This window comes from Microbacterium sp. Y-01, assembly GCF_003856715.1.
GTDB classification, from domain to species: Bacteria; Actinomycetota; Actinomycetes; order Actinomycetales; family Microbacteriaceae; genus Microbacterium; species Microbacterium algeriense.
On the sequence record NZ_CP024170.1, the window covers coordinates 1,063,121 to 1,089,751 of the forward strand.

The following is a 26,631-nucleotide window of genomic DNA, read 5'->3' on the forward strand; positions in this document are numbered from 1 at the left end:
CTCTCAGGAGTTCACGCGGATGATCTCCTGCTGGTACGGCGCGATGACGTCGCCCGAGATGCGCAGGTCGAGAAGCAGGAACCGGCGGGTCGCGGCATCCTCCGCGGCCCAGGTCGCCAGGCGGTCGAGATCCGCGAGGGTCCGCACGACCACGCCCTCCGCGCCGACGGCCGCTCCGAACGCGGCGAAGTCCACCTCGGGGATGCGCATCGGTCCCTCGGCGAGACCCTTGAGCCCGTAGAGGTTGACCTCGGCGCCGTAGGCCGCGTCGTTCCAGACGACCGCCATGCCGCGCCCGCCCGCTGCGCGCACGGCCGACTCCAGGTCGGCGATCGCCATGAGACCGCCGCCGTCGCCGGAGGTCAGCACGATGGTGGAGTCCCGCCGTGCGAGAGCCGCGCCGACCACGCTCGGCCATCCCTGGCCGATGGACTGGAACGCGGTGCCGACCATCATCATCCGGTCGGGAGCGGCGACGGGCCAGTACATGTTCGCCCAGCCGATGAAGTGGCCGCCGTCGGACACCACGACGCGGTCCTCCGGGAGGAGCTCGGCGATGCGCCGCGCCGCCGAGCGCGGGTCCAGCCGGCCATCCGCGGCGAGCTCATCTCCCGGCGCGTACGCCCGAGCCGCCGACACGTCCACCGACTCGCGCCATGCGCCCGCCCGCGCCTGCTGCCCCGTCGCTTGCACAACTTCGGAGTCCGGGCTCGACACGCCGGTGGATCCGCGGTCAGCCTCGGCGTGTCGGGGCGAATCTCCGAAGTCGTGCGGGGAGGAGGGGGAGGGGGAGGAGGGGGAGGAGGTGGGTGCGGGGGAGAGGCGGGCGACGAGGGCTTCGGCGGCCAGGCGGGCGTCGGCGCGGACGAAGCCGCCCACGTGGGCATGGGTCGCCGCGGGGGCGGTGTCGATCTGGAACACTCTGGTGCCAGGGGCGAACAGCTCGCCGAAGCGCATCGTGAACTGGTTGAGCGATGCGCCGAAGACCACCGCGACGTCAGCGCTGAGGATGAGCTCCATGGCGCCGTCGGCCCCGAACCCGCCGGTGACCCCGAGGTCGTACTGCGACTCGGGGAAGACTCCTCGGCCCAGGGCGGAGGAGGCCGTCAGGGCGCCGGTCGCCGCGGCCAGCTCACCCAGCGCGGCGCTCGCACCCGACAGCCAGGCGCCGCGTCCGGCGAGCAGGAACGGACGCTGCGCCCCGCGAAGGGCCTCGGCGATCTCGTCGAGCATCCCCTCCGCGAACTCCCCCCGCGGCGCGAGCGGTGCGGGAAGACGCGGCGACGGGGCCTCGGGCACGTCGCCGGCTTCGAGCGCCGCGACATCGTAGGGGATCGCGAGCACGACCGGAACCCGGTAGGTGAGGGCGTGCTCGATCGCGATGACCGTCGTCGCCGCAGCGTCAGCGCGCCCGACCGTATAGGTGCGGGCGCCGACGGCGGACGCGAGGGCGATCTGGTCGACATCCCACGGGCGCGGTCCGGACGTGGGCTCGTCGCCGACGACGAGCACCAGAGGGACATGCGCCTGCACGGCTTCCGCGAGGGCGGTGATGGTGTTGGTGAACCCCGCGCCGTAGGTGGAGGTGCCCGCGGCGATGCGCCCCGAGGCGCGGAAGTGGGCGTCGGCGGCGACGACCGCTCCCTGCTCGTGTCGGACGGCGGTGAACACGGCATCCGTCTGCTTCTCGAGCGCGTCGAGGAAGTAGGCGTTGCCGTTGCCCATCACGCCGAACACGGCATCGATGTGCTGGGCGAGGGTGAGGGCGACGTGCGCGGAGACGGTGGGCATGCGGAAGCCTTTCGAGACAGGGACGGAGGAACTGCGGGATCCGTATGTGTCTCGCCTCCGCGTCATCGCGAAGTGCTTCGTGCCTCTTTTTCAGGCACCGGCCGGGCCGGACCCGCTCAGTCTAGCGGCGGCTCGAGGCGGGCGGATACGCGAGAATGGACGGATGACGGATGCGATGACCGAGCGGGAGACGCTCACCTGGGACGGCTTCGGAGCGGCGACGCGCGATCTGGCGCGGAGCATCCTCGCCAGCGGCTTCGAGCCGGAGGTGGTCGTCGCCATCGCCCGGGGCGGGCTGCTTCCCGCCGGCGCGATCGCGTACGGCCTGGGTGTCAAGAACTGCGGCGCGATCAACGTCGAGTTCTACACCGGGATCGGCACGGTGCTCGATGCACCCGAGGTGCTTCCTCCCGAGCTCGACATGGCCTATCTCGACGGACGCCGCGTGCTGCTCGTCGACGACGTCGCCGATTCCGGCCGCACGCTCGCCCTCGCCGTGCAGCTGCTGAAGGACAAGGGGGCCGACGTGCGGTCGGTCACGATCTACACCAAGCCCTCCACCATCATCCAGCCCGACTTCGCCTGGAAGGACACCGACCTCTGGATCAACTTCCCGTGGTCGTTCCAGGGCACGGTGCGCGAAGAGGATCAGGGACTCACGGCCTCGGCCTGAGTCCACGAGGCCGGGTCAGCCGCGCAGCAGCGCGCGCAGGGTCTGGATCGTGTCCGCCTCCGCCGGCGACTTGTCGGAGCGATAGCCCTTCACGCGCGCGAACCGCAGGGCGATGCCGCCGGGGTACCGCGGTGACCGCTGCACGCCGTCGATCGCGATCTCCACCACGAGCTCGGGGCGGAGGAAGACGGTGGATGCCGTACGGTGCGTCTCGTGGGCGGGGAACTCGGCGGTCTGCCAGCGCAGCAGCTCATCGGTCAGGCCCTTGAACGTCTTGCCCACCATGACGAAGCTCCCGGGGTCTCCGAACTCGCCTTCGGGGTCGCGCGCCCCCAGGTGCAGGTTCGAGAGCCAGCCCCGGCGTCGCCCTGACCCCCACTCGGCGCCGAGGACCACCAGGTCGAATGTCAGCACGGGCTTGACCTTCACCCAGGACTTGCCGCGGCGCCCCGCCGCGTAGGGCGCGTCGATCGACTTCACGAGCACGCCCTCGTGTCCTGCCGCGAGCGCCTCCCGGGACAGACGCTCCGCCTCGTCGGCGCTGTCGGTGACGACCCCTGGCATCCGCCACTCGCCGGCGATGCGGTCGAGCACCTCCTGGCGGACGGACAGCGGCTCGTCGATGAGGTCTCGTCCGTCGACGTGCAGCACGTCGAAGAACCAGGGCCGGAGGGCGAGTTCCCGCGCCACGTCCGCACCGAACCGCGACATGGTCTCCTGGAACGGGCGGGGGCCGCCCTCCTCGTCGAGCGCGAGGGTCTCCCCGTCGAGGATCAGGTCGTCTGCGGGCAGCGTGCGCACGATGTCGACGATCTCGGGGAGGCGGTGGGTGACGTCCGCGAGACTCCGCGTGAAGATGCCGACCTCGTCGCCGTGGCGGTGCACCTGGATGCGGGCGCCGTCGAGCTTGTACTCCACGGAGGCGGTGCCCGTGATCTCGAGCGCCGCGGTCGGGGTCGCGGCGGTCGCAGCCAGCATCGGCAGCACCGGGCGTCCCACCCGCAGACCGATCGCGTCGAGGTCGCCGTCGCCACCGGTGAGAGCGATGCGTGCGGTCTCACCGAGGTCTCCGGAGAGCATGGCGGCGCGTCGCACGGTCGCGATCGGGGCGTCGGCCGCGCGCGCGACCGCATCCAGCAGGACGCCGCTCAGCGCGCCGGTGCGGAGCTCGCCGAGCATGGCCCTGGCGAGGAAGTCCCACTCGGCGGCCGTCGCGCGCGATGCGAGTCCGCGGAGCAGGTCGCTGCGCACGCCGGCCGACCCCGCTCCCGAGGTGGTGGCCAGCTCGTCGAAGGCGTGGTCGACGTCGGCGATCGTGAGGGATGGTTCCTCTGCATGGGCGATGTCGAGCGCGGCCAGTCCGCGCCAACCGATGCCGAGGCGCCCCTGTCGGGGAGCCGCGAGCAGCAGACCCACGAGCGCGGCGACGTCGCCTTCGTCCGCTCCGTCGAGCAGCCGTGCGATGGCGTCGATCTTGGCGAGCCGCGACGACGTGGCCGCGACATGATCGGTGGTGGTGACGAGCTCGGAGAGCAGCATCCCCGCATCATGCCACCCGGGGCGGACACCGGGCGAGGCGCTTGACAGCGCGCGCAGCCGGCTGTGTCAGTGCCCGAGGAACGTCGGGCGGCGCTTCTCCTGGAACGCGGCGAAGCCCTCGCGGTAGTCGTCGGTGTCGCACAGCGCGGCCTGCGCGGTGTTCTCGAGGCCGATCGACTCCCACAGGGTCAGACGCTCGTCGCGGATGCGGGAGACGAGCTCCTTGCTCGCGAGGTAGGCCGCGGTGGCTCCGCGCGCCGCTGCGGCCGCGGCGTCCGCCGTCGTCGTCACGACGGCGTCGTCGGGGAGCACGCGGGAGAACAGGCCGGACTGCACGGCTTCCGCGCCGGTCATGAGCCGCCCCGTGTAGATGAGGTCCAGCGTCTTGTGCGGTCCGAGCCGCTCGAGGAAGAGCGCGTGACCGCCCGAGTCGAGGGTGGCGCCGAGCGCGGCGAACGGGGAGCCGATCTTCGCGGATTCCGCCACGTAGACGACGTCCGTCGCGATGAGCAGTCCGAGGCCGACCCCGAGACACGCACCGTGCGCGACGGCGAACGTGGGGGCGGGGAAGCGCGCGATCCGCTGCATCAGCGGGGTGACGGCGCCGCCCAGGTAGCCGAGCACATCGTCATCGCGGGGGTCGACCGAGGAGATGTCACGACCCGCGCAGAACGCCCTGCCCTCACCGCGGAGCAGCAGGGCGCGCACGCCTGCTTCCTCGGCCGCGTCGTACGCGGCATCCAGCTCGTCCAGCCCCGCCTCATCGAGCGCGTTGAGCTTCGCGGGAGCGTTCAGCACGATCGTGGCGACGTCGTCGGAGATGGTCAGGTCGATCATGGCGGGCCTCCGGGTCAGACGTCGTAGTCCACGACCAGGCGGTCGCTGGTGGGGTGGGACTGGCAGGTGAGCACATAGCCGCGCTCGAGCTCGTCCGGTTCGAGCGCGTAGTTCTCGGTCATGGTGACGCTGCCCTCGATGACCCGGGCTCGACACGTGCCGCACACGCCCCCCGCGCACGCGAACGGCGCATCCGGTCGCACGCGCAGCGCCGCGTTCAACACCGACTCCCGTGCGGCGACCGGGCTCTCCACCGTCGAGGAGACGCCGTCGAGGTTCACCTCGATGCGCACGGTCTTCTCGTCGGAGCGCACCGTCACGGGGCGTGCCGCGCGCGCCGGTTCGCCGCCCGTGGTGAACAGCTCGAAGCGGATGTGCTCGCGCGGCACCCCGACGTCGGCGAGGACCTGCCGGCAGAGGTCGACGAGCGCGAGCGGCCCGCACAGGAACCACTCGTCGGCGTCGGCGGGATCGATGAGGGAGCCGAGGATCGTGCGCAGCTTGGTCTCATCGAGCCGCCCCGAGAGCACCGGGGCCGTCCGCTGCTCGCGGGACAGCACGTGGTGCAGGGTCAGGCGGGTGGGGTAGCGGTCCTTGAGGTCGGCGAGGTCCTCCAGGAACATCACGTCGAGCGTCGACCGGTTCGTGTACAGCAGCGTGAAGCGCGAGGTCTGCGACCGGGACAGCACGGTGTGCGCGAGGGCCATCAGCGGCGTGATGCCCGACCCTGCGGCGACGCCGACGACGTGCTTGTCGTCGAGGTCGTCCAGCGCCGAGGTGAACGTGCCCTGCGGGCTCATCACGTCGATGCGGAATCCTGGGCGCAGGCCGGTCTGCGCCCAGGTGGAGAACAGGCCGCCCTCGTCGCGTTTGACCGCGACGCTGAGTCGAGTCGGCCCGCCGTCCGCGCGGTGCTCCGGGGCGCGGCAGAGCGAGTACGAGCGGCGTACCTCCACGCCGTCGAGGATGGTCCGCAGGGCGACGTACTGCCCCGGCAGGTGGTCGTACTCGTCGGCGAGGTCCGCCGGAACCGTGAACGTCACCTCGACGGCATCCTCGGTGAGCGGGCGCACGTCCTCGACCGTCAGGGTGTGGAAGCGCGCGCGGGTCCGCCCGCGCGCGGCGGGGACCGAGCCGCGGGGCGGCGGGGTGGCGCGGGCCGGGGAGAACAGCGACATCAGTGCACCTTGAAGTGATCGAAGGGCTCCAGGCAGGCGCGGCACTCGTACAGCGCCTTGCAGGAGGTGGAGCCGAAGCGGGAGACCTCTCGCGTGTCGAGCGAGTCGCAGCGCGGGCAGCGCACGCTCAGCGCGAGCCGGATCGGGCCCGTCGGCACGGCGGCCCGGCCGCTCGGCGGGGCGATCCCGTACTCCCGGAGCTTCCGCTTGCCCTCGTCCGACATCCAGTCGGTGGTCCAGGCGGGGGACAGCACGAGCCGCACGGACACCGAGGCGAAGCCCGCGGCCGTCAGCGCGAACACCACGTCGTCGCGGATCGCGTCCATCGCGGGGCAGCCGCTGTAGGTCGGGGTGATGTCGACGCGCACTCCCGCGCCGTCCACCTCGACGGCGCGCAGCACGCCCAGGTCCTCGATCGTGAGGACAGGGACCTCCGGGTCGGGCACGGCCGCGGCGATGCGCCACGCGTCGGCGATGGCGTCGGTGCCGGCGTCGGTCTGCGGATCGGAGGTGGGGTGCGTCACCATGATGCCCCCGGATGCCGTCGCGCGAGCACCTGCATCTCGGCGAGGATGTGCCCGAGGGGCGTCGCGTGCGCACCGCGGCGACCGCCGGCGGAGGACGGCGCCACCGGCGGCACCTCGAGCCCCGCTTCCGCGAACACGGCGTCGATGACGGCGTCGAAGGGCGCGCGGAGCGTGGAGGGACGCACGGCCGCGTCACCAAGGCGGTCGATCAGCGGCTCGTCGCGGAACAGCTCAGCGACGTATGGCCAGACATCCGTCAGGGCGCGGATCATGCGCCGCCGGGACTCCTCGGTGCCGCCGGCGAGACGCAGCACCCACTGCACGGCGTGGTCGCGGTGGTAGTCGACCTCTTTGAGCGCCTTCTCCGCGATCGCCGCGAACGTGGGCTCCGAGCTCGCCCGCAGCGCCGAGTACAGCTCGACCAGATACACCGAGGCGACCAGCTGCCGAGCGATGGTCTGGGCGAAGTCGCCGTTGGGCTGCTCCATGATCCAGGCGCTGCGGAAGTCCGGCTCGTCGCGGAAGTACGCCAGGTCGTCCTCCGACCGGCCGTCGTACGATCCGGCGAAGTGCAGGAAGGATCGCGCGTGTCCCAGCAGGTCGAGGGCGATGTTGCCGAGGGCCACGTCCTCCTCGAGCTCGGGGGCGCGGGAGATCCACGCGCCGAGCTGCTGCGACAGGATGAGGGCGTCGTCGCCCAGCCACAGCGCGTACTCCGCGAGGTCCGCGCTCGCCGCGACGTCGCCGGCGCCCGCGAGTTCTTCGCTCAGGCGCAGCTGATCCACGGAGACGTCCCCGTGCGCGTCGCTGGGTCCCTGAGCCTGTCGAAGGGCCGGAGCCTGTCGAAGGGCCGGAGCCTGTCGAAGGGTCACAGGTGCGGCACCCCCTCGGAGGCGGTGTAGTACACCGCATGCCGGTAGTTCTTTCCGGCGGGGCTCTCGAAGTAGGCGCCCTTCGCGTCGGGGTCGCTCGTGGTGATGGCCTCGGCGGGGGCGACCCAGATCGAGACACCCTCGCCGCGCCGGGTGTAGAGGTCGCGGGCGTTGCGGATCGCCATCTCGGCGTCCGGGGCGTGCAGCGAGCCGACGTGCACATGGCTCAGTCCGCGGTTCGCCCGCACGAAGACCTCCCACAGCGGCCACACCTCCCGACCGTGGGTCCCTGAGCTCGTCGAAGGGTCGTGTCCGGGCGTCGCCATCACGCCACCGCCCCTTCGGCCGGCCCGGGGACCAGAGCCGAGCGCTGCTTGCGCGCGTACTCCGCTGCGGCCTCCCGCACCCAGGCTCCCTCTTCGTGCGCGGTGCGTCGGCGTTCGATGCGCTCCGCGTTGCAGGGTCCGTTGCCGCGCAGCACCTCGAAGAACTCGTCCCAGTCGATCTCGCCCATCTCGTAGCGGCCGGTCTCCTCGTCGTAGCGCAGGTCGGGATCGGGCAGGGTGACACCGAGGATCTCGGCCTGGGGAACGAGCATGCTGACGAAGCGCTGACGCAGTTCGTCGTTGGAGAACCGCTTGATCTTCCACTGCATCGACTGCGCCGAGTTGGGGGACTGGTCGTCGGGAGGACCGAACATCGCCAGGCTCGGCCAGTACCAGCGGTCGACGGCGTCCTGCGCCATGGCGCGCTGCTCATCGGTGCCCTGCATCAGGGTGAGGAGGATCTCGAACCCCTGCCGCTGGTGGAAGGACTCCTCCTTGCAGATGCGCACCATCGCGCGCCCGTAGGGGCCGTAGGAGGCGCGGCACAGCGGCACCTGGTTGCAGATCGCGGCGCCGTCGACGAGCCAGCCGATCGCTCCCATGTCGGCCCAGGTGGGTGTGGGGTAGTTGAAGATCGACGAGTACTTGGCCTTGCCGCTGAGGAGCTGGTCCATCATCTCTTCGCGTGTCGTGCCGAGCGTCTGCGCCGCGGAGTAGAGGTAGAGGCCGTGGCCCGCCTCGTCCTGCACCTTCGCCATGAGGATCGCCTTGCGCTTGAGGCTGGGCGCTCGGGTGATCCAGTTGCCCTCCGGCTGCATGCCGATGATCTCGGAGTGGGCGTGCTGGGAGATCTGCCGCACGAGCGTCCGGCGGTAGGCGTCGGGCATCCAGTCGCGGGGTTCGATGCGCTGCTCGTTCGCGATGAGCTCGTCGAACAGGCGCTCCTCATCGGACGGCTCGTCCACGAGGGACAGGTCTGCAGGGCTGGTCATCATCGACTCCTCGGCATCGGGCCATCTTTACTGACCGATCGTTAGGTAATTCTGACACAGCAGAACAGGGCTTTCAAGCCACCGCTCACCGCGTGCGGGAGATGAGTTCCAGAAGCGCGCGGCCGTAGGCCTCCGAGGGGTCCGGATGCTCGAAGGAGGCCGGCACTCCGGAGATCTCGGCGTCGACGCGGAAGGTGTCGTCCAGGCGCACCAGCGCGCGGAAGGTGCCGCGGAGGAGTTCGCGCAGCTGGTCCTCCCGGGGCAGCCACACGGCGTCGGCGAGCGTCACGGCGTCGAGCGCCCACTCGGTCGTGCCGTTGAACGCCAGATCCGTGCCGCTCGGCGTCTGCCGGGCCTCGATCGTCATCTCGCTGACCGTGAAGACCTCGGCCTCCGCTTCGAGCTCCACCTCGTCGGGCAGGTCGAGCTGGAAGCGATCGCCCTCGGCGGGGTTCCAGGCGAGACCTGCGTCTCTCAGGGCGACGGCGAGCTCGCGGGTGATCATCCCCTCACGCTAGACGACACGATGTGCCCGAGGCTTCGCGTCGGCTGTGGACGGTGGGGCGGGTGTCGGCGGCGTGGGGCAGAGTGGAGACATGACTTCCGCCGCACCCGTCGACACCCGTGAGGCCGCCCGTGCCGCATTGCGCGAACTCGTCGGCCGACCGGACGCCGAGTTCCACGACGGGCAGTACGAGGCGATCGAGGCGCTCGTCGAGGGGCGCCGCCGCGCTCTCGTCGTCCAGCGCACCGGCTGGGGCAAGTCGGCGGTGTACTTCGTGGCGACGCTGCTGCTGCGGCGGCAGGGGGCCGGCCCGACCGTCCTCGTGTCGCCGCTGCTGGCGCTCATGCGCGACCAGATCGCCGCGGCCGAGCGGGCCGGCGTGCGCGCGGTCGCGATCAACTCGACGAACGCGCACGAGTGGTCCGAGGTGCTCGCGCAGCTCGACCGCGACGAGGTCGACGTGCTGCTGGTGTCGCCGGAGCGGCTGAACAATCCGGCGTTCCGCGAGCAGCAGCTGCCGACGCTCGTACGACGCCTCGGGATGCTCGTGGTCGACGAGGCGCACTGCATCAGCGACTGGGGGCACGACTTCCGCCCGGACTACCGGCGGCTCCGCGATCTCATCGCCCGGATGCCCGTCGACGTGCCGGTGCTGGCGACGACCGCGACGGCGAACAGCCGTGTGGTCGCCGACGTCGCCGAGCAGCTCGGCAGTCTCCAGGCGGACGAGGCGGGGGGCTCGGCACCGGTGCTGACGATCCGCGGACCGCTCGCCCGCACGTCGCTGCGTCTCGGGGTGCTGCGGCTGCGCGATTCGGCGAGCCGTCTGGCCTGGCTGCTCAGCCACCTCGACGACCTGCCCGGCTCCGGCATCATCTACACGCTCACGGTCGCGGCCGCGGTCGACACCGCCCGGCTGCTGCGCGATCACGGGCACGAGGTGCGCGCATACACCGGGCAGACCGACACCGAGGAACGCGCCGAATCCGAGGGGATGCTCAAGCGCAACGAGGTCAAGGCGCTCGTCGCGACCAGTGCGCTCGGGATGGGCTTCGACAAACCGGATCTCGGCTTCGTGCTGCACCTCGGCGCCCCGTCGTCGCCCGTGGCGTACTACCAGCAGGTGGGTCGTGCGGGGCGCGCCAGCGAGAGCGCCGACGTGCTGCTGCTTCCCGGAGTGGAGGATCGCGACATCTGGCACTACTTCGCGACCGCGTCGATGCCCGACCGGGAGCGGGCGGAGCGGGTGATCGCGGCGCTCGGAGACGCTCCGGTCTCCACGCCGGCGCTCGAGGCGATGGTCGACATCCGTCGCACGCCGCTCGAGCTGCTGCTCAAGGTGCTCGACGTCGACGGGGCCGTGCGGCGCGTGCAGGGCGGCTGGATCGCCACGGGAGAGCCGTGGACCTACGACGCCGAGCGGTACGAGCGCATCGCGGCGGAGCGCGTCGCCGAGCAGCAGCACATGCTCGAGTACGAGAAGACCGATGGCTGCCGCATGGAGTTCCTGCAGCGGGCCCTCGATGATGACACGGCCGCACCCTGCGGGCGGTGCGACAACTGCGCCGGCGTGTGGTTCCCGCGTGAGATCGGGGAGGCGGCGAGCACCCAGGCGGCCGAGTCGCTCGATCGCGTCGGGGTGCCGATCGAGCCGCGTCGCGCGTGGCCGACCGGCGCCGATCGCCTGGAGGTTCCCGTGAAGGGACGCATCCCCGCCGACGAGCAGGCGAGCGAGGGGCGGGCGCTGGCCCGGCTCACAGACCTGGGATGGGGAGGAGCCCTGCGCGAGCTGTTCGCGGCAGGGGCGGCCGACGCGCCCGTCACGCCGCAGCTGCTGCAGGCCTGTGTCCGGGTGCTCGCCGGCTGGGGGTGGGAGCAGCGGCCCGCGGCGGTCGTCGCTCTGCCGTCGCGTTCGCATCCGCTGCTGGTCGACTCCCTCGCGCGGGGTCTCGCCGAGATCGGACGGCTCCCGTATCTGGGAGCCCTCGAGCCCGTCGCGGGCGGCCCGACCGGGCAGCCGGGCGGCAACAGCGTGTTCCGTCTCGCGGGCCTCTGGGATCGTCTGAGCGCCGACGATCTCGAGATTCCGGCCGGACCCGTGCTGCTGGTGGACGACCTGGTCGACAGTCGGTGGACGATGACCGTCGCCGCCCGGGTGCTCCGACAGGCGGGCGCGACCGCCGTGCTGCCTTTCGCCCTCGCGTCGCGAGGCTGAGCGGTCGCGTGGTCAGTCGTCGGCGGGGGCGACGCGCGGGGGCCAGGCGGTGGCTCCGAGCTCCCGCGAGATGTTCCTCGCGGTCTCGCGCAGCGCGTTGAGGATGGCATCCGTCGCGGGTGTCTGCGAGGTCGGCAGCACCACGGCCACGGCGGCCACGATGTCGTTCGCGGCGTCGGCGACGGGAGCCGCGATCGAGGATTCCCCCAGCACCGCCTCGTCGAACTCTCCGGCGGTGCCGCGTTCGGCGATGGACGGCAGCTCCAGCGTGAGCCGGGCGATGTCCGTCACGGTGTCGCCGGTGAGGCTGCGCAGCGGCTGGGCGAACACGCTCTGCTGGAAGCCGAGGTCGTAGGCGAGCAGCACCTTGCCCATCGCCGAGGCGTGCGCGGGGATGGCGACGCCGGTCTCGAGCATCTGCTGGCTGTCGTCCGGGCGCAGGTTGTGATGGATGACGAGCACGTCGGTGAAGTGGGGGGCGCCCAGCCGCACCGAGAGGTTCGTGCGTCGAGCGAGCTCCTGCGTCCACCGCATCGCCCGCGCACGCACGTCGAGCGTGTCGAGGTAGACGTTGCTCAGCCGCAGGAGGGTCGGCCCGAGCATGTAGCGCTGACCTCCGCGCTCCTTCGCGACGAGGCCGTGCGCCCGGAGCGACTTCACGATCCCGTGCACCGTCGACGGCGGCAGGTCCAGGGCGGAGGCGAGGTCGGTGATGCCGAGGTGGCGTGCTCCCTGGAGCAGTTCGAGGATCTTCGCGGCGCGGTCGATCGCCTGGATCACGGGGAGCCCTCCTTCCGGTGCGTCGTCGAGCCGGGGCGTCGTGCAGGAGGCCGAGAGTCTTGACAACCCGGCACGGCCCGAGCATATTCGACATTAACGAATTGCTTTCGGATTATTGCGGAAGAACTCACGAAGGATCAAAGGAGATCGGACGATGAAGAAGCTCATCAATGCCCCTGAAGACGTTCTCGTCGAGTCGCTGAGGGGGGTCGCGCTCGCTCATCCGGAACTCTCCGTGGACCTCGAGAACCACGTGATCACGCGCGCCACGCCCAAGGCGCAGGGCAAGGTCGCGATCGTGTCCGGCGGCGGTTCCGGGCACGAGCCGCTGCATGGCGGCTTCGTCGGACCCGGCATGCTCGACGCGGCGGTCGCCGGCGAGGTCTTCACCTCGCCCACACCCGACCGCGTCCAGGTCGCCACCAAGGCCGTCGACCGCGGCGCCGGGGTGCTCCACATCGTGAAGAACTACACCGGCGACGTGCTGAACTTCGAGATGGCCGCCGAGCTCGCCTCCATGGAAGGCATCGAGGTCGGCAGCGTCACCGTGGACGACGACGTGGCCGTGCAGGACTCGCTGTACACGGCGGGGCGTCGCGGTGTCGGACTCACCGTGCTGATCGAGAAGATCGTCGGCGCTGCAGCGGAGGAGGGGCGTGACCTCGCCGCCGTCGTCGAGCTGGCCAAGAAGGTCAACGGCCAGGGGCGGTCGATGGGCATGGCGCTCACCAGCTGCACGGTGCCTGCCGCCGGCAAGCCCACCTTCGATCTGCCGGACGACCAGATGGAGATCGGCATCGGCATCCACGGCGAACCCGGCCGCCATCGCGAACCCCTCGCCCCGGCCTCCGACATCGCCCGTCAGCTGGTGGAGCCGATCCTCGCGGACATCGACGCAGCAGGGCCCGCGATCGTCATGCTGAACGGCATGGGCGCGACGCCCCTGATCGAGCTGTACCTCATGTACGGCGAGGTCGCGGCGATCCTGGAGAAGGCCGGTGTCCAGATCGCCAGGAACCTCGTCGGCAACTACATCACCTCGCTCGACATGGCCGGATGCTCGGTCACCGTGCTCAAGGCGGACGACGAGCTGCTGCGCCTGTGGGACGCTCCCGTGAACACCCCCGGCCTGCGGTGGGGCGCCTGATGGTCGCCGTCGACACCGCCGTCCTCGCAGACTGGGTCTCGCGCTTCGGCGCGGCCGTCGCGGAGAAGCGCGACTGGCTCACCGAACTCGATTCGGCGATCGGCGACGCGGACCACGGAGTCAACATGGCCAGGGGCATGAGCGCGGTCGGCGAGAAGCTCGCCGCGGGAACCCCCGCCACGGTCGACGAGCTGCTGAAGACGGTCGGCATGACGCTCGTGAGCTCGGTGGGCGGAGCCAGCGGTCCGCTCTACGGCACCTTCTTCCTCCGCATGGGCATGGCAGCGGGTGCCGTGTCCGAGCTCGACGGACCGGCACTCGCGGCCGCCCTGCGCGCCGGGCTCGACGGCATCGTCGCACGCGGCAAGGCCGAGGCGGGGGACAAGACCATGTTCGACGCCATGGCTCCCGCCGTCGACGCATTCGATGCCGCGCTCGCCGCGGACTCCTCTGTCGCGGACGCCGCGCGAGCGGCAGCGGAGGCGGCAGCCGCCGGGCGCGACGCCACGCTCCCGCTCGTGGCGCGCAAGGGCAGGGCGAGCTACCTCGGTGAGCGCAGCGCTGGCCACCTCGACCCGGGAGCGGCATCGACGGCGATCCTCTTCGACACGCTCGCCGACGCGCTGGCGGGCAGCGCCGGATGATCGGGATCGTCGCCGTCTCCCACAGTGCACGGCTCGGGGAGGCGGCGCTCGAGCTCGCCCTGCAGATGGTCCAGGGCGGAGGCGTGCGCGTGCAGGTCGCGGCCGGCGCCGGTGTCGACGCCGACGGTGCGCCGATCCTCGGCACCGATGCCGTCGCGGTGGCGACCGCGATCGACGAGCTCGCCGCGGACTGCGATGGCGTGCTGGTCCTGATGGACCTCGGGTCCGCCGTGCTGAGCGCCGAGCTCGCGGTCGAGCTGCGCACGAGCGACGTGCCGGTGCGTCTCGCGCCCGCACCCTTCGTGGAGGGTCTGCTCGCGGCGGTCGTGGCCGCCGCTGCCGGAAACGGCCTGGACGCCGTGGCGGCGGAGGCCTCCGCCGCCCTCGCCGCCAAGACCGGACAGCTCGCTCCGGTCGACGAGGCGCCGACGGAGTCCGACGCGCAGGGCGCTCCGGCGACCGACCGGCCGGCGGAGGGCGAGGCGACGGCGCGTGCCACGGTGCGGGTGCGCAACCCGCAGGGCCTGCATGCCCGTCCCGCGGCGCTGATCGCCGAAGCCTCGGCGGGCGCGGATGTGCGACTCCGCGGTCTTCCCGCCGGGCCCGAGGCGACGGGGGCGAGTCTCTCGCGGCTGCTCATCCTCGGCGCGCGCCAGGGGGATGAGCTCGAGCTCACCGTGCGCGGCGGGGACGCGCGACGCGTGCTCGACCGGCTCGTGGCGCTCTTCGACGACGGCTTCGGCGAAGGCACGGAGCCCCTCCCGCCGGGGAAGGCGCGCGGCGGCGAGACCGCTCCCGCAGTAAGCCAGGACGTCCCGGACCACACCGATGATGCGGGCGAGGTCGCCGCGGGAACCGTGCTGCGCGGACGAGGGGTGAGCCCCGGGAGGGTCGCCGCTCCGGTCGTGCACCTCGCGCCGGCGCTGCCGGAACCGGACGCCGACGTGCTCGTGCCTCCGTCCGAGCGGGAGGCGGAGGTGTCGGCGATCGAGTGGGCGGCGGTGGCGGTCGCCGATCAGCTCCGCGGACGGACGGCGGAGGCGACGGGGGAGGCCAAGGCGATCCTCGACGCGTCGCGACTGCTCGCCTCCGATCCCGAGCTGGTGTCGGAGGCGACGGCGCTCGTGCGGGAGAAGGGCCGGACCGCGGCTCGAGCGGTGTGGGAGACGGCGACCGCGCATGAGCGCGGGCTCGCCGCGCTCGGCGGCCGGATGGCGGAGCGCGCGGCGGACATCCGCGACGTGCGAGACCGGATCATCGCGGAGATCCTCGAGGTCGACATGCCGGGAGTGCCGGAGCGCGAGGAGCCGTTCGTGCTCGTCGCCGTCGACCTCGCACCGGCCGACACGGCGGCGCTGGCCGGCGGGCGCTGCGTCGCGCTGGTCACGGAACAGGGCGGTCCCACGTCGCACACCGCCATCATCGCGCGCTCACTGGGACTGCCCGCCGTCGTCGGAGGGGCGGAGGCGACACGCATCCCGGTCGGTGCCGTGGTGCTGGTGGACGGCGACCGCGGCACGGTCGAGGTCGATCCGAGCCCGGAGCGGGTCGCAGAGGCGGCCCCGGCGGCGGAACCGGTCCTGTTCGACGGCACCGGGAGCCTGCGGGACGGGCATCGCGTCGCGCTCCTTGCCAATGTCGGAGGCGCCCCCGACGCCGCCGTCGCCGCGGCAGCCCACGCCGAGGGCATCGGGCTGTTCCGCACCGAGTTCTGCTTCCTCGATCGGACGGACGCCCCCTCGGTCGACGAGCAGACGGCGGCGTACCGTGCGGTGCTCGCGGCGTTCCCCGGACGAAAGGTCGTGGTGCGCACGCTCGATGCGGGAAGCGACAAGCCGTTGCCCTTCGCGAACGCCGAGGACGAGGAGAACCCGGCCCTGGGCGTCCGCGGACTGCGGATCGCGCGCCGGCGTCCTGAGCTGCTCCGCGATCAGCTGAAGGCGCTCGCTGCGGCCGCCGAAGCGGAGTCCGCCCTGGTCGAGGTGATGGCGCCGATGGTGGCGACCGTGGACGAGGCGCGCGAGTTCGCCGCCGAGGCGCACGCCGCCGGGCTCGAACGCGTGGGCATCATGATCGAGACTCCGGCGGCCGCCCTGCTCGCCGCGCAGCTCTTCGAGGTCGTCGACTTCGTGAGCCTCGGCACCAACGACCTCGCCCAGTACACGATGGCGGCGGATCGACTGCTGAGCGATCTCGGAGATCTCAACGATCCGTGGCAGCCGGCGGTCCTGCGGCTGATCGGCGAGGTCGGTGCGGCGGGTCGAGCGGCGGGCAAGCCCGTCGGAGTGTGCGGAGAGGCAGGCGGCGATCCCGCGCTGGCGCCGGTGCTCGTCGGGCTCGGAGCGACCTCGCTGTCGATGACGCCCCGGTCCCTCGGTCGCGTCGCGGAAGCACTGGCGGCGGTGTCGGAGGAGGACTGCCGACGCGCGGCCGAGGTCGCACGGAACGCGGCCACCGCCGCCGATGCACGCGTCGCGGTCGGCGCCGTCCTCCGCGAGACCCACGGCCACTGACGCCTGCACCGGGCGTATATGCCCCGTGCGGCATGGGGTTGTTATCGTTCTGGTCTCGACCAGCCCGCAAGCAGCCGGCAGGGCCGCGTCGCCGTCTAGTCTCCTCTCAGGGGGGCGCCGACCAGCGGCGCACGTGTCCATCGGAGGATCCATGTCGCGCTCGCGTTCTGTCATCACGACCACGGTCGGGGTCGCCGCCGTCGGCGCCCTGCTCGCGATGGCGGGGTGCGCCCCCGCTCCGCAGTCCACGCCGACCGCGCAGCCGACGCCGAGCGAGAGCGCCACGCCGGACCCGTACGCGGGGCCCCTGGACTTCGTCGGCGATGAGCTGGACTGGTTCCTGCCCGCCGCGGCGGAGATCGCCGACATGCTTCCCTCGGTCGGCGACGTGAGCGCCCCGTCCTCGTCCCTGATCGCCATCTCCGACGGAGGCGGACCCGTGGCCAGCCCCGCGGCCTGCAATGCTCTGCTCGCCGAAGCAGCGCTCGGCTCGGTCGGCGCCCGCACGATGACCTGGACGACGGCGGCTCCCCCGGAACGGGACGGCTGGCTGCACGTCCTGCAGTTCGCCGACGAGGCGGCCGCGCAGGCGCGAATGGACCAGTACGCCCAAGCTGCTGATCAGTGCGTCGAGTTCGAGTATGAAGACGCGTCGTCCTTCGTGTCGTCCTCGGCCGAAGGAGAGGGGGGCGTGCGCGCGATCGCGGGTTCTCTCACCGTGCCGCGCGGGAGCGACGACGGCTGGAACCAATACAAGGGCTACGCCTCGGTCGGCAACGTCATCGTCTCGTTCTGGCAGCCGTTCGGGGGAGAACCGGACTTCGACACCGCACAGGCCGCCGCGTTGCTGCGGGATCGCGCGAGCGAGGCGCGCGCGATGCTGATCGACGAGCTGACGGCGAACCCGCCGACCCCGGCGCCGACCCCCGCTGCCGCCGACCCCAGCGCGCCGTGGGGCGAATGGGAGATCTCCGCTGCGGGAGTGGGACCGGTGCCTCTCGGCGTCGACGTCGCCGAAGCGATCGCCGCCGTTCCGGGTGCGCACGTGGAGGAGTCGGACTGGGGCGGCCCGACGCGCCTCATCGCCGCGGACGGCTCCGCCTCGCTCCTGCTGTGGGCCGACGATGACGACGTCGTGTCGGGGATCTCGGTCGGAGCGGCGAATGTGAGCGGTGACCGGACGCACGACGGCGCCGCGCTCCCCGCGGCCGGCGGCGTGCGCGTCGGCGACCCGGTCTCGGCGGCGATCGCCGCCTTCCCCGAGGGGACGACGAGCCGCGTGGTGTCCTCCGGGGAGTTCTTCTACGAGTCGGCTTCGCGCGACGGCATCACGCTGCGGTTCCGGGCGGACCGCGAGGCGACCGATCCCGCCGCCGTCATCACCGGGATCCTGGTCGAGGACGCGACGCTGCGCACGCCGCTGAACTTCGGCTGACCCCGCGGACGCGGCGAGCGGCGCCGGCCGCGGGATCGTGTCCCTCACACGGAGACGGGCTCGGCGGCGGGCTCCTTGCTGACGAGGGTGAGCACGTCGTACGTCGCGACCGTCCCGTCATCCTGGTTCCGGATCACGGCGTCCCAGCGCACCTCGCCGTACTCGTCGGTCTCGCGCGGCGTGATCTGCTTGGCGGTGAGTTCGACGCGGATGCTGTCGCCCGGCGAAACCGGCGTGAGGAAGCGCAGGTTCTCCAGGCCGTAGTTCGCGAGCACGGGACCCGGTTCAGGGTCCACGAACAGTCCTGCCGCCCACGAGACGAGCAGGTAGCCGTGGGCGACGCGACCGGGGAAGAACGGGTTCGCTGCGGCGGCGTCCTGGTCCATGTGGGCGTAGAAGGTGTCGCCGGTGAAATGCGCGAAGGTCTCGATGTCGTCCAGGGTGACCTCCCGCGCGGCCGAGGCGATCCGGTCGCCGATGCGCAGCTCCGCGAGCGACTTGCGGAACGGGTGTCGTCCCTCGCTGTGGGCCGTCGCGCCCGCATGCCAGATGCCGGTGAGAGCGGTCAGCATCTCGGGGGACCCCTGCACGGCGGTGCGCTGCATGTGGTGCAGCACCGCGCGGATGCCGCCGAGTTCCTCGCCGCCGCCGGCGCGCCCCGGACCCCCGTGGACGAGGTTCGGCAGGGGTGAGCCGTGTCCTGTCGAGGAGCGGGCGTCGTCACGGTCGAGCAGCAGCATCCGGCCGTTGAACGGGGCGATCCGCGTCGCGAGCTCCACGGCCTGGGCGGGGTCGTGCGTCGCGATGCTCGTCACGAGCGAGCCTCCGCCGCGCCCGACCAGCGCCGCCGCGTCGGCCGTCGTGGCGTAGGTGAGGAGCGAGGCCACCGGTCCGAAGGCTTCGACCGTGTGCACCGCGTCGGCCTGAGCATCGTCGAATCGCAGGAGGACGGGAGCGACGAAGGCGCCGTCCGGTGCCGGACCCGTCGCGCCGTCGGCCCGGCGCACCTCGGGGGCATCGGTCGAGCCGATCACGAGACGCCCGCCCGCGTCCTGCAGCGCGCGCACCTGACGCAGCACCTCATCGCGTTGCGCGGTCGAGGCGAGCGGCCCCATGGTCACGCCTTCGGCGCGCGGGTCGCCGAGCACGGTCTTGTCCGCGATGCGCGCGCGGACGGCCTCGATCACGTCGTCGGCGGCGGCCTCCGGGACGATGGCCCGCCGGATCGCCGTGCACTTCTGTCCGGCCTTCGTCGTCATCTCGGTCACCAGCTGGCGCACGTAGGCGTCGAACTCCGGGGTGCCGGCCACCGCATCCGTGCCGAGGACCGAAGCGTTGATGGAGTCGGTCTCCGCCGTGAAGCGCACGCCGCCGGTCTGCACCGCCGGATGCGCCTTGAGGCTCTCCGCCGTCGAAGCGCTGCCGGTGAAGCCGACCAGGTCTCCCAGCCGCAGATGCTCGAACAGCGCGGGGACGCCGCCGGTGACCAACTGGAGCGATCCCTCGGGGAGCAGACCGGAGTCGACGAGGATGCGGACCATCGCCTCGGCCAGATAGCCGGTGGGAGTCGCCGGCTTGATGAGCGTCGGCATGCCGGCCAGGAACGCCGGGGCGAGCTTCTCGAGCGCGCCCCACACCGGGAAGTTGAACGCGTTGATCTGGACGGCGACGCCGGGCAGGGTCGTGTACACATGGCGGCCGAGGAAGGACCCGTCCTTCGAGAGCGGCTCCACCGGCCCGTCGACGTGCACCCTGCTGTTCGGCAGCTCGCGGCGTCCTTTGCCGGAGTAGGAGAACAGCACGCCGATGCCGCCGTCGATGTCGACCCAGGAATCGGTCTTCGTGGCGCCCGTCCGCGCCGACAGCGCGTACAGCTCCTCCTTGCGCTCGGTCAGAGCGAGGGCGAGCTTCTTGAGCAGGACGGCACGCTGGTGGAAGGTGAGCGCACCCAGGCTCGCCTGGCCCGTCGTCCGCCCGTACTCCAGCGCGGACGCGAGGCCCAGGCCCTCGGCGCTCACCGTCGTGACGACCTCACCCGTCGAGGCGTCGCGCACCGGAGTCCCGGCAGGGCTCCGGTCCGCTCCGGCGGCGGGCGTCCACCACGCGCCCTCGACATAGCTCGGCAGATACTCCGTCATGACGTCTCCTCGTTCCATCGGTAGAAGCCCTCTCCGCTCTTGCGGCCGAGCCGGCCGTCCGCGACCATCGCCCGCAGCAGAGCGGGCGGTTCGAAGCGCGGTCCCAGCGCGGCGGCCAGCTCCTCCGCGATGCCCAGCCGCACGTCGAGTCCGACCAGGTCTGTGGTGCGCAGCGGGCCGATCGGATGCCGGTAGCCCAGAGTCATCGCCGCGTCGATGTCCGCCGCATCGGCCACGCCCTCCTCGAGCATCCGGATCGCCTCCAGGCCGAGCAGCACGCCGAGCCTCGACGAAGCGAAGCCGGGGGAGTCGTGCACGACGATGGGTGTCTTCCGCAGCGCCTGCACCCAGGACCGCGCGCGGTCGACGACGGCGTCGCCGGTCGACGCCCCGCGAACGACCTCGACCAGGGCGGAGGCCGGGACGGGGTTGAAGAAGTGCAGTCCCAGGAAGCTCGCGGGGCGGAGGCGCCTTGAGGCGAGGTCGTCGATCGAGATGGACGAGGTGTTCGACGCCAGGATCGCCCCCTCGGCCATCGCCGCCTCGGCGCGACCGAGCGCCGTTTCCTTGAGGGCGCGGTCCTCGGGGACCGCCTCCACCACCAGATCGCAATCGGCGAAGAGCGAGACGTCGGTGCCGCACTCGTAGCCCTCGCCCAACGGCACCGCGTCGAGAAGGGGGTCCCGCTCGACGGAGCGGCGGATGCTGTCGCCCAGCCGCTCGGCGGCCGCTCGCGCCGCCGCGTGGTCGCGCTCCACCACGCTGACCCGCGACCCCGCGAGCAGGAAGGCGTGCGCGATGCCGGCGCCCATCCGTCCGCCGCCGAGCACGCCCACCCGTGCCGGTGCTGTCGCCTCGGTGTCGGTCATCGCCGTGCCCGCCTCTCCAGGAAGTCGGTCATCCGCCGGTGCTTCTCGGGCGAGGCGAACAGCTCCGCCTGCAGCTCGAACTCGATGGCGGGGTGCTCAGCGTGCGGGGCCCGCAGCGCGCGCTTGGTGTGCCGGGTGGCGAGCGGGTCGTTGGCGCAGATGCGGTCCGCGATCGCGTGCGCCGCGTCGAGCAGGTCGGCGGAGGGATGCAGTGCCGACACCAGTCCCCAGGCCAGCGCCTCGTCCGCGTCGAGGAGCCTGCCGGTGAGCAGCAGCTCGCTCGCGCGGGCCTGTCCGACGATCTCGGGCAGACGCCAGGTCGCTCCGGCCGCGGCCAGGATGCCGAGCCCCGTCTCCGGGTTTCCGATCCTCAGGGCCGGCGTGCCGATCCGGATGTCGGCCGCGTAGGCGAGCTCGGCTCCGCCGCCGAGCGCCCATCCGTCCAGCGCCGCGATCACGGGCATCGGCAGTTCGCTGACACGGATGAACGCGGTCGCGTTGATACCGCGCCTGGCGTCATCGGGCGTGCGCTCGCGGAGCTGCGCGATGTCGGCGCCGGCGGCGAACACGCCGTCGGATCCGGTGAGGATGAGCACGCGAGGTCTTTCCTCGAGCAGAGCGCACAGGACGTGCAGGGCGTCGATGGTCTCCTGGTCGATCGCGTTGCGCTTCTCCGGGCGGTCGAGGGTGGCCACCACCCGGTCGTCCTGCTCCTCGATGCGAAGGGTCATCGCACGCGCTCCAGGATCATCGCGGTGCCCTGACCGACGCCGACGCACATCGTCGCGAGCCCGAGCTCCGCGTCTTCGCGCTCCATGCGGCCGAGGAGGGTGACCACGATCCGGCAGCCGCTCGAGCCCAGCGGGTGGCCGAGGGCGATCGCGCCGCCGTCGCGGTTCACGATCTCCGGGTCGAGATCGAGACGGCGGATGACGGCGAGCGACTGCGTCGCGAACGCCTCGTTCAGCTCCACGGCTCCGATCGCGTCGAGGCGGAGCCCCGCACGACCCAGAGCCTTCTCGGTCGCCGGCACCGGACCGAGCCCCATGATCTCGGGAGCCAGTGCGGCGGAGGTCGCGGTGACGATGCGCGCACGAGGCACGAGCCCGTGGGTGCGGACGGCCTCGGCGCTGGCGACGACGATCGCCGAGGAGCCGTCGTTGAGTGCGCTGGAGTTGCCGGCCGTGACGACCTCGCCGCCGGCCACCACCGGGCGCAGGGCGGCCAGAGCCTCGCTGCTGGTGTCTCGCCGCGGCCCCTCGTCGACGCGGACCTCACCGCTGCGGGTCGGCACGGCCACGATCTCCGGCGCGAAACGGCCCGCGTCGATCGCCGCGACCGCGCGCTGCTGACTGCGCAGGGCGAAGCCATCGGCATCCTCGCGGGTGATCCCGTCGCGACGGGCGACCTCCTCGGCGGTCTCCGGCATCGAGAACGTCGCGCTCGCGCGCGCGGCCAGGCGCGGATTGGTGAAACGCCATCCGATCGAGGTGTCGTAGGCCTCTCCCGGCTTGGCCCAGGCGCGCTCGGCCTTGGCCTGCACCCACGGCGCGCGCGTCATCGACTCGACCCCGCCCGCGACGATCACGTCGGCGTCTCCCGCGCGGACCGCCTGCGCGGCCATCGCGATCGCCGACATCCCCGAAGCGCAGAGGCGGTTCACGGTGATCCCCGGCACGCTGTCGGGAAGGCCCGCGAGCAGCACGGCCATCCGGGCGACATTGCGGTTGTCCTCGCCCGCCTGATTCGCGGCGCCGAGGATCACCTCGTCGATCACGTCATCCGGCAGTCCGGCCCTGGTCACCGCCTCGCGCACTACGATCGCGGCGAGGTCGTCCGGACGCACGCTCGCGAGAGCGCCGCCGTACCGGCCCACCGCGGTGCGGACGCCTCCGACGAGATAGGCCTCCGTCATCAGACCCTCCCGAACGCGCGCAGCGGATGCTCGATGAGCTCGGTCACCCGGCGGAGGAAGCCGGCCGCGTAGCCGCCGTCGCACACCCGGTGGTCGAACGCGAGCGAGAGCTGCATGATCCGCCGGGGGACGATCGCGCCGTCGACGACCCACGGCCGCTCGAGGATCCGGCCGATCCCCAGGATCGCGACATCGGGGTGGTTGATGATCGCCGCCGATCCGTCGACCCCGAGCCCTCCGTAGTTGTTGAGGGTGAACGTCGACCCGCGCAGCCGCTCAGGGGGCATCGATCCGGCTCTGGCCGTCGCGGTGAGCTCCCGCAGCGCGGCGTCGAGTTCGCCCACGCTGAGCGTGTGGGCGCGGGGGAGCACGGGGACGAGGAGTCCCCGTTCGGTGTCGACGGCGATCCCGAGGTTCACGCCGTCGAAGGAGATCAGCGCGTCGCTGCTCTCGGTCAGACGCGAGGCGAGCACGGGGTATTCCTCCAGCGCCAGGAGCACGAAGCGCGCGAGCAGCGCCGTCAGTGACGGCGCCTTCTCGCCCTCGGGTGCCACCTGCGGACGGAGGTCCCACAGCTCGGTCGCGTCGACGTCGACCCAGACCGTCGCCTCCGGGATCTCGGAGCGGCTCCGGGAGAGCTTGGCGCTGACCGCGCGCCGCAACGGCGAGAGCGGCTCGCGGGACCGCACACCGAGGCCGTCCAGCGTCTCGCCGGCTTCCGTGGCGTTCCGGTGATGCGCCGCCGCGCCGTCGACGGCATTCTCGACAGCCGCCTGCAGCACGTCGGCCCGGGTGATCGCGCCGTCCGGTCCTGTCGCGGTGATCGTGTGCACGTCGAGGCCGAGATCGCGGGCCAGGCGACGCACGAGCGGGGAGCGGACGGCGACGGGGCGGCGACGCGCGACGGCATCCTGCCCCGGCTGTTCCGCACCAGTTCGCGCGGACGATGCCTGCGCCCGGTCCGTCCGGCTCGCGACGGGCGCGGCCGGTGCGACGGGCGAGGCTTGTGCGGCGCGGGATGGGTCGGCGGAGCGGGCCGGCGGGCGGCGTCGACCCGTGGCGGATCCGGCCGTGGTGCCGTAGCCGATGAGGACGTTCCCGGAGCCGGCGCGCTCCTCTTCCCGGTACGCCTCGTGCTCCGGCTCGCGTGTCTCCGCCGCCTCCGCTCCGGGCTCGGATGCCCCGGGTCCCGCGGCTGCGGAGACCTCGAGGACCGGAGCGCCGACGTCGATCGTGTCGCCCGGGGCGCCGTGCAGTGCGGTCACGACGCCTGCGAAGGGGGACGGCAGCTCGACAACGCTCTTCGCGGTCTCCACCTCGGCGATCGGCTGATCCGTGGCGATGGTGTCGCCGACCGCGACGAGCCACTGCACGAGCCCGGCCTCGGTCAGCCCCTCGCCGAGGTCGGGCAGACGGAAGACTCGTCCAGCGGTGTCGGACTTCAGGGGCGTGCTCATGCGTCCTCCCAGTGGAGCGTGTCGATCGCATCGAGCACGCGGTCGACGTCGGGCAGGTACCAGTGCTCGAGCTTCGGCGGCGCGTAGGGGGTGTCGAACCCCGTCACCCGGCGCACCGGCGCCTCGAGGTACTCGAAGCAGCGCTCGAAGACGCGGGCCTGTATCTCGGAGGCGACGCTGACGTAGCCGGGCGCCTCGGCGATCACCACCGCCCGCCCGGTCGACGTGACCGCCGCGGTGACGGTGGCGTCGTCGAAGGGGGAGAGCGAGCGGACGTCGACCACCTGCACGCTGCGCCCCTCGGCGGCGGCGACCTCCGCCGCTTCCAGGGCGAGGGGGACGGAGGCTCCGTAGGCGAGAAGAGTGACGTCGGTGCCCTCGCGCGCGATGCGGGCCGTGCCGAGCTCGGCGGTGACGGCGGTGTCGACCTCTCCCTTGGACCAGTACAGCTTCTTCGGCTCGAGGAAGATCACCGGGTCGGGGGAGGCGATCGCGGCGCGCAGCAGCGAGTACGCGTCCTGCGGAGTGGACGGACTGACGACGGTCAGGCCCGGGGTGTGCGCGTAGTACGCCTCGGAGGAGTCGCAGTGGTGCTCCACCCCGCCGATGCCGCCGCCGAAGGGGATGCGGATCACGAGCGGCATCCGGATTCCTCCGCGGGTGCGGTTGCCGAGTTTGGCCACGTGGCTGACCACCTGCTCGAAGGCGGGCAGCGCGAAGGCGTCGAACTGCATCTCCACGACCGGCCGCAGGCCGTTCATCGCCATGCCGACGGCGGTTCCGACGATGCCGGACTCCGCCAGCGGGGTGTCGAAGCAGCGGTCTTCGCCGAAGCGGGCGGTGAGTCCGTCGGTGATACGGAACACACCGCCGAGCGCTCCCACGTCCTCCCCGAACACGATCACGTCGGGGTCGGCAGCGAGGGCGTCGGCGAGAGCGCGGTTCAGAGCCCCGGCCATGGTCATGGTCGTCACGGTGCCGGCGTCGGCCGTCGTGCGGGTGTCGTCCTGCGCGATCGTCATCGGGATTCTCCGTTCGACGGGCCGGAGGCGTCGGCGAGCTGCGACCGCTCGATCTCTCCCCGCAGCAGCCGCCACTGCTCCTCGAGCTGCGGCGAGCGGGTCGAGGTCACGAAACGGAACAGGTCTTCGGGGTCCAGGTCGGCGTCGGTGTTCAGAGCGGTACGCATCTCGTCGGCGATCCCGTCCGCGCCGCGAGCGAACCGCTCCTCGGTCTCCTCGTCCAGCGCCCCGGTCGCGGTGAGGTGCGCGCGCAGGCGCCGCAGCGGATCGCGGGCGACCCAGGCCTGCACCTCGTCGCGCTCGCGGTAGCGGGTGTCGTCGTCGGCGTTGGTGTGCGCCTGCATCCGATAGGTGTGCGCCTCGACGAGTGAGGGGCCGCCGCCGGCGCGGGCGCGGTCGATGGCCTCACCCAGCACGGCCAGGACCGCGGCGACGTCGTTGCCGTCGACGCGCTGGCCCGGCATGCCGTAGCCGATCGCCTTGTGGGCCAGGGAGGGCGCCGCGGTCTGGCGGGAGAGGGGGACCGAGATGGCGAACTCGTTGTTCTGCACGAAGAAGACCACGGGCACGTGGAACACCGCCGCGAAGTTCATCGCCTCATGGAAGTCGCCTTCGCTTGTCGCGCCGTCGCCGCACAGGGCGAGGACGACCGTGTCCTCGCCGCGGTGCTTCGCCGCGTGTGCGAACCCGACAGCGTGCAGCAACTGCGTCGCGAGCGGAGTGGCCTGCGGGGCGACGTGGTGGGCGCGGACGTCGTACCCCGAGTGCCAGTCGCCCTTGAGGAGCACCATCGCCTCGGCGGGCGCCACGCCGCGGGCGATCAGGGCGACCGAGTCGCGGTATGTCGGGAACAGCCAGTCCTGTGCGCTCAGCACCATCGCGGCGCCGACCTGGCAGGCTTCCTGCCCGTGAGAGGAGGGGTATACGGCGAGGCGGCCCTGACGGACCAGCGCGCTGGCCTGGTCGTTGAGGCGCCGACCCTCGACGAGGCCGCGATAGGCGGCGAGCAGGGCCCCGGATTCCGGGAGGGCGTACCGCTCATCCGAGACGGACTCCCCGTTCTCGTCGATCAGTCGCACCGCGGTGTCTCGCGGGAGCAGGTCGGTGTGCAGCATCCGTTCGCCCTCCTTGCCGAACTCGATGAGGACAGCATGCTCCCGACGCGACATTCATCCAAGATCTTTCGTCGATTCCTGGATGAAATCCTTCGATGTGGGGCATCCTTGAGCGAAGTGTCAGAATTCCCGCACGAATGG

At 72.1% G+C, this 26,631-nt stretch carries 23 protein-coding genes; 6 read left to right on the forward strand and 17 right to left on the reverse strand.

Features of this window, described 5'->3' with window-relative positions:
- Window positions 1–3: 3 nt before the first annotated feature.
- A complete protein-coding gene (locus CSX12_RS04945; protein WP_124895041.1) occupies window positions 4–1,791 on the reverse strand; it encodes a thiamine pyrophosphate-binding protein in 1,788 nt (595 codons plus the stop codon).
- 163 nt (window positions 1,792–1,954) lie between these two features.
- Here CSX12_RS04945 and CSX12_RS04950 point away from each other — a divergent pair, with 163 nt between their 5' ends.
- Entirely contained in the window at window positions 1,955–2,464 is a 510-nt protein-coding gene (locus tag CSX12_RS04950; RefSeq protein WP_124895042.1) for a phosphoribosyltransferase, read from the forward strand.
- A gap of 15 nt (window positions 2,465–2,479) precedes the next feature.
- On the opposite strand, the gene CSX12_RS04955 is transcribed toward CSX12_RS04950, so the two are convergent.
- The 8 genes from CSX12_RS04955 to CSX12_RS04990 form a co-directional block, all read right to left on the reverse strand.
- Window positions 2,480–4,003 carry an ATP-dependent DNA ligase gene (locus tag CSX12_RS04955; RefSeq protein WP_124895043.1) on the reverse strand — a complete coding sequence of 508 codons (1,524 nt, stop codon included), beginning with the start codon at window positions 4,001–4,003 and terminating at the stop codon, window positions 2,480–2,482.
- A gap of 66 nt (window positions 4,004–4,069) precedes the next feature.
- Window positions 4,070–4,840: an enoyl-CoA hydratase/isomerase family protein gene (locus CSX12_RS04960; RefSeq protein WP_124895044.1), complete on the reverse strand. Its 771-nt coding sequence runs from the start codon at window positions 4,838–4,840 to the stop codon at window positions 4,070–4,072.
- A 14-nt stretch (window positions 4,841–4,854) separates the two neighbouring features.
- Window positions 4,855–6,018: a 1,2-phenylacetyl-CoA epoxidase subunit PaaE gene (paaE, locus tag CSX12_RS04965; protein WP_124895045.1), complete on the reverse strand. Its 1,164-nt coding sequence runs from the start codon at window positions 6,016–6,018 to the stop codon at window positions 4,855–4,857.
- Entirely contained in the window at window positions 6,018–6,545 is a 528-nt protein-coding gene (gene paaD / locus CSX12_RS04970; RefSeq protein ID WP_206427136.1) for a 1,2-phenylacetyl-CoA epoxidase subunit PaaD, read from the reverse strand. Before paaD ends, paaE begins: the two co-directional genes overlap by 1 nt.
- Entirely contained in the window at window positions 6,539–7,321 is a 783-nt protein-coding gene (gene paaC, locus CSX12_RS04975) for a 1,2-phenylacetyl-CoA epoxidase subunit PaaC (RefSeq protein ID WP_241160601.1), read from the reverse strand. The genes paaD and paaC overlap by 7 nt, the downstream gene beginning before the upstream one ends.
- 92 nt (window positions 7,322–7,413) lie before the next feature.
- Window positions 7,414–7,743, reverse strand: a complete 330-nt coding sequence (paaB, locus tag CSX12_RS04980) for a 1,2-phenylacetyl-CoA epoxidase subunit PaaB (protein ID WP_124896808.1) — start codon at window positions 7,741–7,743, stop codon at window positions 7,414–7,416.
- Window positions 7,743–8,735, reverse strand: a complete 993-nt coding sequence (gene paaA, locus CSX12_RS04985) for a 1,2-phenylacetyl-CoA epoxidase subunit PaaA (protein WP_124895047.1) — start codon at window positions 8,733–8,735, stop codon at window positions 7,743–7,745. The genes paaB and paaA overlap by 1 nt, the downstream gene beginning before the upstream one ends.
- Before the next feature lie 85 nt (window positions 8,736–8,820).
- On the reverse strand, window positions 8,821–9,240 hold the full coding sequence (locus CSX12_RS04990) for a pilus assembly protein CpaE (RefSeq protein WP_124895048.1): 420 nt from the start codon (window positions 9,238–9,240) through the stop codon (window positions 8,821–8,823).
- 91 nt (window positions 9,241–9,331) lie between these two features.
- On the opposite strand from CSX12_RS04990, the gene CSX12_RS04995 reads away from it, so the two are divergent.
- A complete protein-coding gene (locus CSX12_RS04995) occupies window positions 9,332–11,455 on the forward strand; it encodes a DEAD/DEAH box helicase (protein WP_124895049.1) in 2,124 nt (707 codons plus the stop codon).
- Window positions 11,456–11,467: 12 nt separating this feature from the next.
- Here CSX12_RS04995 and CSX12_RS05000 read toward each other — a convergent pair whose 3' ends face one another.
- Window positions 11,468–12,301 (reverse strand): IclR family transcriptional regulator, encoded by an 834-nt coding sequence (locus CSX12_RS05000; protein WP_225855886.1) that lies wholly within the window; start codon window positions 12,299–12,301, stop codon window positions 11,468–11,470.
- 88 nt (window positions 12,302–12,389) lie between these two features.
- Between CSX12_RS05000 and dhaK the strand changes: the two genes are divergently transcribed.
- The 4 genes from dhaK (at window position 12,390) to CSX12_RS05020 (ending at window position 17,974) form a co-directional block, all read left to right on the forward strand.
- Window positions 12,390–13,382 (forward strand): dihydroxyacetone kinase subunit DhaK, encoded by a 993-nt coding sequence (gene dhaK, locus CSX12_RS05005; protein ID WP_017204716.1) that lies wholly within the window; start codon window positions 12,390–12,392, stop codon window positions 13,380–13,382.
- Entirely contained in the window at window positions 13,382–14,026 is a 645-nt protein-coding gene (dhaL, locus tag CSX12_RS05010) for a dihydroxyacetone kinase subunit DhaL (protein WP_124895051.1), read from the forward strand. Before dhaK ends, dhaL begins: the two co-directional genes overlap by 1 nt.
- Window positions 14,023–16,539, forward strand: coding sequence for a phosphoenolpyruvate--protein phosphotransferase (ptsP, locus tag CSX12_RS05015; RefSeq protein WP_124895052.1), 2,517 nt, complete (start codon window positions 14,023–14,025; stop codon window positions 16,537–16,539). Before dhaL ends, ptsP begins: the two co-directional genes overlap by 4 nt.
- A gap of 151 nt (window positions 16,540–16,690) precedes the next feature.
- Window positions 16,691–17,974: a sensor domain-containing protein gene (locus CSX12_RS05020; RefSeq protein ID WP_164479537.1), complete on the forward strand. Its 1,284-nt coding sequence runs from the start codon at window positions 16,691–16,693 to the stop codon at window positions 17,972–17,974.
- Window positions 17,975–18,018: 44 nt separating this feature from the next.
- Here the strand turns inward: CSX12_RS05020 and paaZ are convergent, their stop codons facing one another.
- The 7 genes from paaZ to pdhA are packed head-to-tail and all read right to left on the reverse strand — an operon-like array spanning window position 18,019 to window position 26,490.
- Window positions 18,019–20,112, reverse strand: coding sequence for a phenylacetic acid degradation bifunctional protein PaaZ (paaZ, locus tag CSX12_RS05025; protein ID WP_206427137.1), 2,094 nt, complete (start codon window positions 20,110–20,112; stop codon window positions 18,019–18,021).
- Entirely contained in the window at window positions 20,109–20,981 is an 873-nt protein-coding gene (locus tag CSX12_RS05030; RefSeq protein WP_124895055.1) for a 3-hydroxyacyl-CoA dehydrogenase family protein, read from the reverse strand. Before CSX12_RS05030 ends, paaZ begins: the two co-directional genes overlap by 4 nt.
- Window positions 20,978–21,712 (reverse strand): enoyl-CoA hydratase/isomerase family protein, encoded by a 735-nt coding sequence (locus CSX12_RS05035; protein WP_124895056.1) that lies wholly within the window; start codon window positions 21,710–21,712, stop codon window positions 20,978–20,980. Before CSX12_RS05035 ends, CSX12_RS05030 begins: the two co-directional genes overlap by 4 nt.
- Window positions 21,709–22,896: an acetyl-CoA C-acyltransferase gene (locus tag CSX12_RS05040; protein WP_124895057.1), complete on the reverse strand. Its 1,188-nt coding sequence runs from the start codon at window positions 22,894–22,896 to the stop codon at window positions 21,709–21,711. The genes CSX12_RS05035 and CSX12_RS05040 overlap by 4 nt, the downstream gene beginning before the upstream one ends.
- Entirely contained in the window at window positions 22,896–24,353 is a 1,458-nt protein-coding gene (locus tag CSX12_RS05045) for a dihydrolipoamide acetyltransferase family protein (RefSeq protein ID WP_124895058.1), read from the reverse strand. Before CSX12_RS05045 ends, CSX12_RS05040 begins: the two co-directional genes overlap by 1 nt.
- Complete coding sequence (locus CSX12_RS05050; RefSeq protein ID WP_124895059.1) at window positions 24,350–25,375, reverse strand: transketolase C-terminal domain-containing protein; 1,026 nt, start codon at window positions 25,373–25,375, stop codon at window positions 24,350–24,352. The genes CSX12_RS05045 and CSX12_RS05050 overlap by 4 nt, the downstream gene beginning before the upstream one ends.
- Window positions 25,372–26,490, reverse strand: a complete 1,119-nt coding sequence (pdhA, locus tag CSX12_RS05055) for a pyruvate dehydrogenase (acetyl-transferring) E1 component subunit alpha (protein WP_124896809.1) — start codon at window positions 26,488–26,490, stop codon at window positions 25,372–25,374. Before pdhA ends, CSX12_RS05050 begins: the two co-directional genes overlap by 4 nt.
- Between the last annotated feature and the right edge of the window lie 141 nt (window positions 26,491–26,631).

What these genes read in the sequence shown, in the direction of transcription:
- CSX12_RS04945 (WP_124895041.1), bottom strand. Translation starts at nt 1,791, where the DNA reads ATGCCCACCGTCTCCGCGCACGTCGCCCTCACCCTCGCCCAGCACATC.
- CSX12_RS04950 (WP_124895042.1), top strand. Translation starts at nt 1,955, where the DNA reads ATGACGGATGCGATGACCGAGCGGGAGACGCTCACCTGGGACGGCTTC.
- CSX12_RS04955 (WP_124895043.1), bottom strand. Translation starts at nt 4,003, where the DNA reads ATGCTGCTCTCCGAGCTCGTCACCACCACCGATCATGTCGCGGCCACG.
- CSX12_RS04960 (WP_124895044.1), bottom strand. Translation starts at nt 4,840, where the DNA reads ATGATCGACCTGACCATCTCCGACGACGTCGCCACGATCGTGCTGAAC.
- paaE (WP_124895045.1), bottom strand. Translation starts at nt 6,018, where the DNA reads ATGTCGCTGTTCTCCCCGGCCCGCGCCACCCCGCCGCCCCGCGGCTCG.
- paaD (WP_206427136.1), bottom strand. Translation starts at nt 6,545, where the DNA reads ATGGTGACGCACCCCACCTCCGATCCGCAGACCGACGCCGGCACCGAC.
- paaB (WP_124896808.1), bottom strand. Translation starts at nt 7,743, where the DNA reads ATGGCGACGCCCGGACACGACCCTTCGACGAGCTCAGGGACCCACGGT.
- paaA (WP_124895047.1), bottom strand. Translation starts at nt 8,735, where the DNA reads ATGACCAGCCCTGCAGACCTGTCCCTCGTGGACGAGCCGTCCGATGAG.
- CSX12_RS04990 (WP_124895048.1), bottom strand. Translation starts at nt 9,240, where the DNA reads ATGATCACCCGCGAGCTCGCCGTCGCCCTGAGAGACGCAGGTCTCGCC.
- CSX12_RS04995 (WP_124895049.1), top strand. Translation starts at nt 9,332, where the DNA reads ATGACTTCCGCCGCACCCGTCGACACCCGTGAGGCCGCCCGTGCCGCA.
- dhaK (WP_017204716.1), top strand. Translation starts at nt 12,390, where the DNA reads ATGAAGAAGCTCATCAATGCCCCTGAAGACGTTCTCGTCGAGTCGCTG.
- dhaL (WP_124895051.1), top strand. Translation starts at nt 13,382, where the DNA reads ATGGTCGCCGTCGACACCGCCGTCCTCGCAGACTGGGTCTCGCGCTTC.
- ptsP (WP_124895052.1), top strand. Translation starts at nt 14,023, where the DNA reads ATGATCGGGATCGTCGCCGTCTCCCACAGTGCACGGCTCGGGGAGGCG.
- CSX12_RS05020 (WP_164479537.1), top strand. Translation starts at nt 16,691, where the DNA reads ATGTCGCGCTCGCGTTCTGTCATCACGACCACGGTCGGGGTCGCCGCC.
- paaZ (WP_206427137.1), bottom strand. Translation starts at nt 20,112, where the DNA reads ATGACGGAGTATCTGCCGAGCTATGTCGAGGGCGCGTGGTGGACGCCC.
- CSX12_RS05030 (WP_124895055.1), bottom strand. Translation starts at nt 20,981, where the DNA reads ATGACCGACACCGAGGCGACAGCACCGGCACGGGTGGGCGTGCTCGGC.
- CSX12_RS05035 (WP_124895056.1), bottom strand. Translation starts at nt 21,712, where the DNA reads ATGACCCTTCGCATCGAGGAGCAGGACGACCGGGTGGTGGCCACCCTC.
- CSX12_RS05040 (WP_124895057.1), bottom strand. Translation starts at nt 22,896, where the DNA reads ATGACGGAGGCCTATCTCGTCGGAGGCGTCCGCACCGCGGTGGGCCGG.
- CSX12_RS05045 (WP_124895058.1), bottom strand. Translation starts at nt 24,353, where the DNA reads ATGAGCACGCCCCTGAAGTCCGACACCGCTGGACGAGTCTTCCGTCTG.
- CSX12_RS05050 (WP_124895059.1), bottom strand. Translation starts at nt 25,375, where the DNA reads ATGACGATCGCGCAGGACGACACCCGCACGACGGCCGACGCCGGCACC.
- pdhA (WP_124896809.1), bottom strand. Translation starts at nt 26,490, where the DNA reads ATGCTGCACACCGACCTGCTCCCGCGAGACACCGCGGTGCGACTGATC.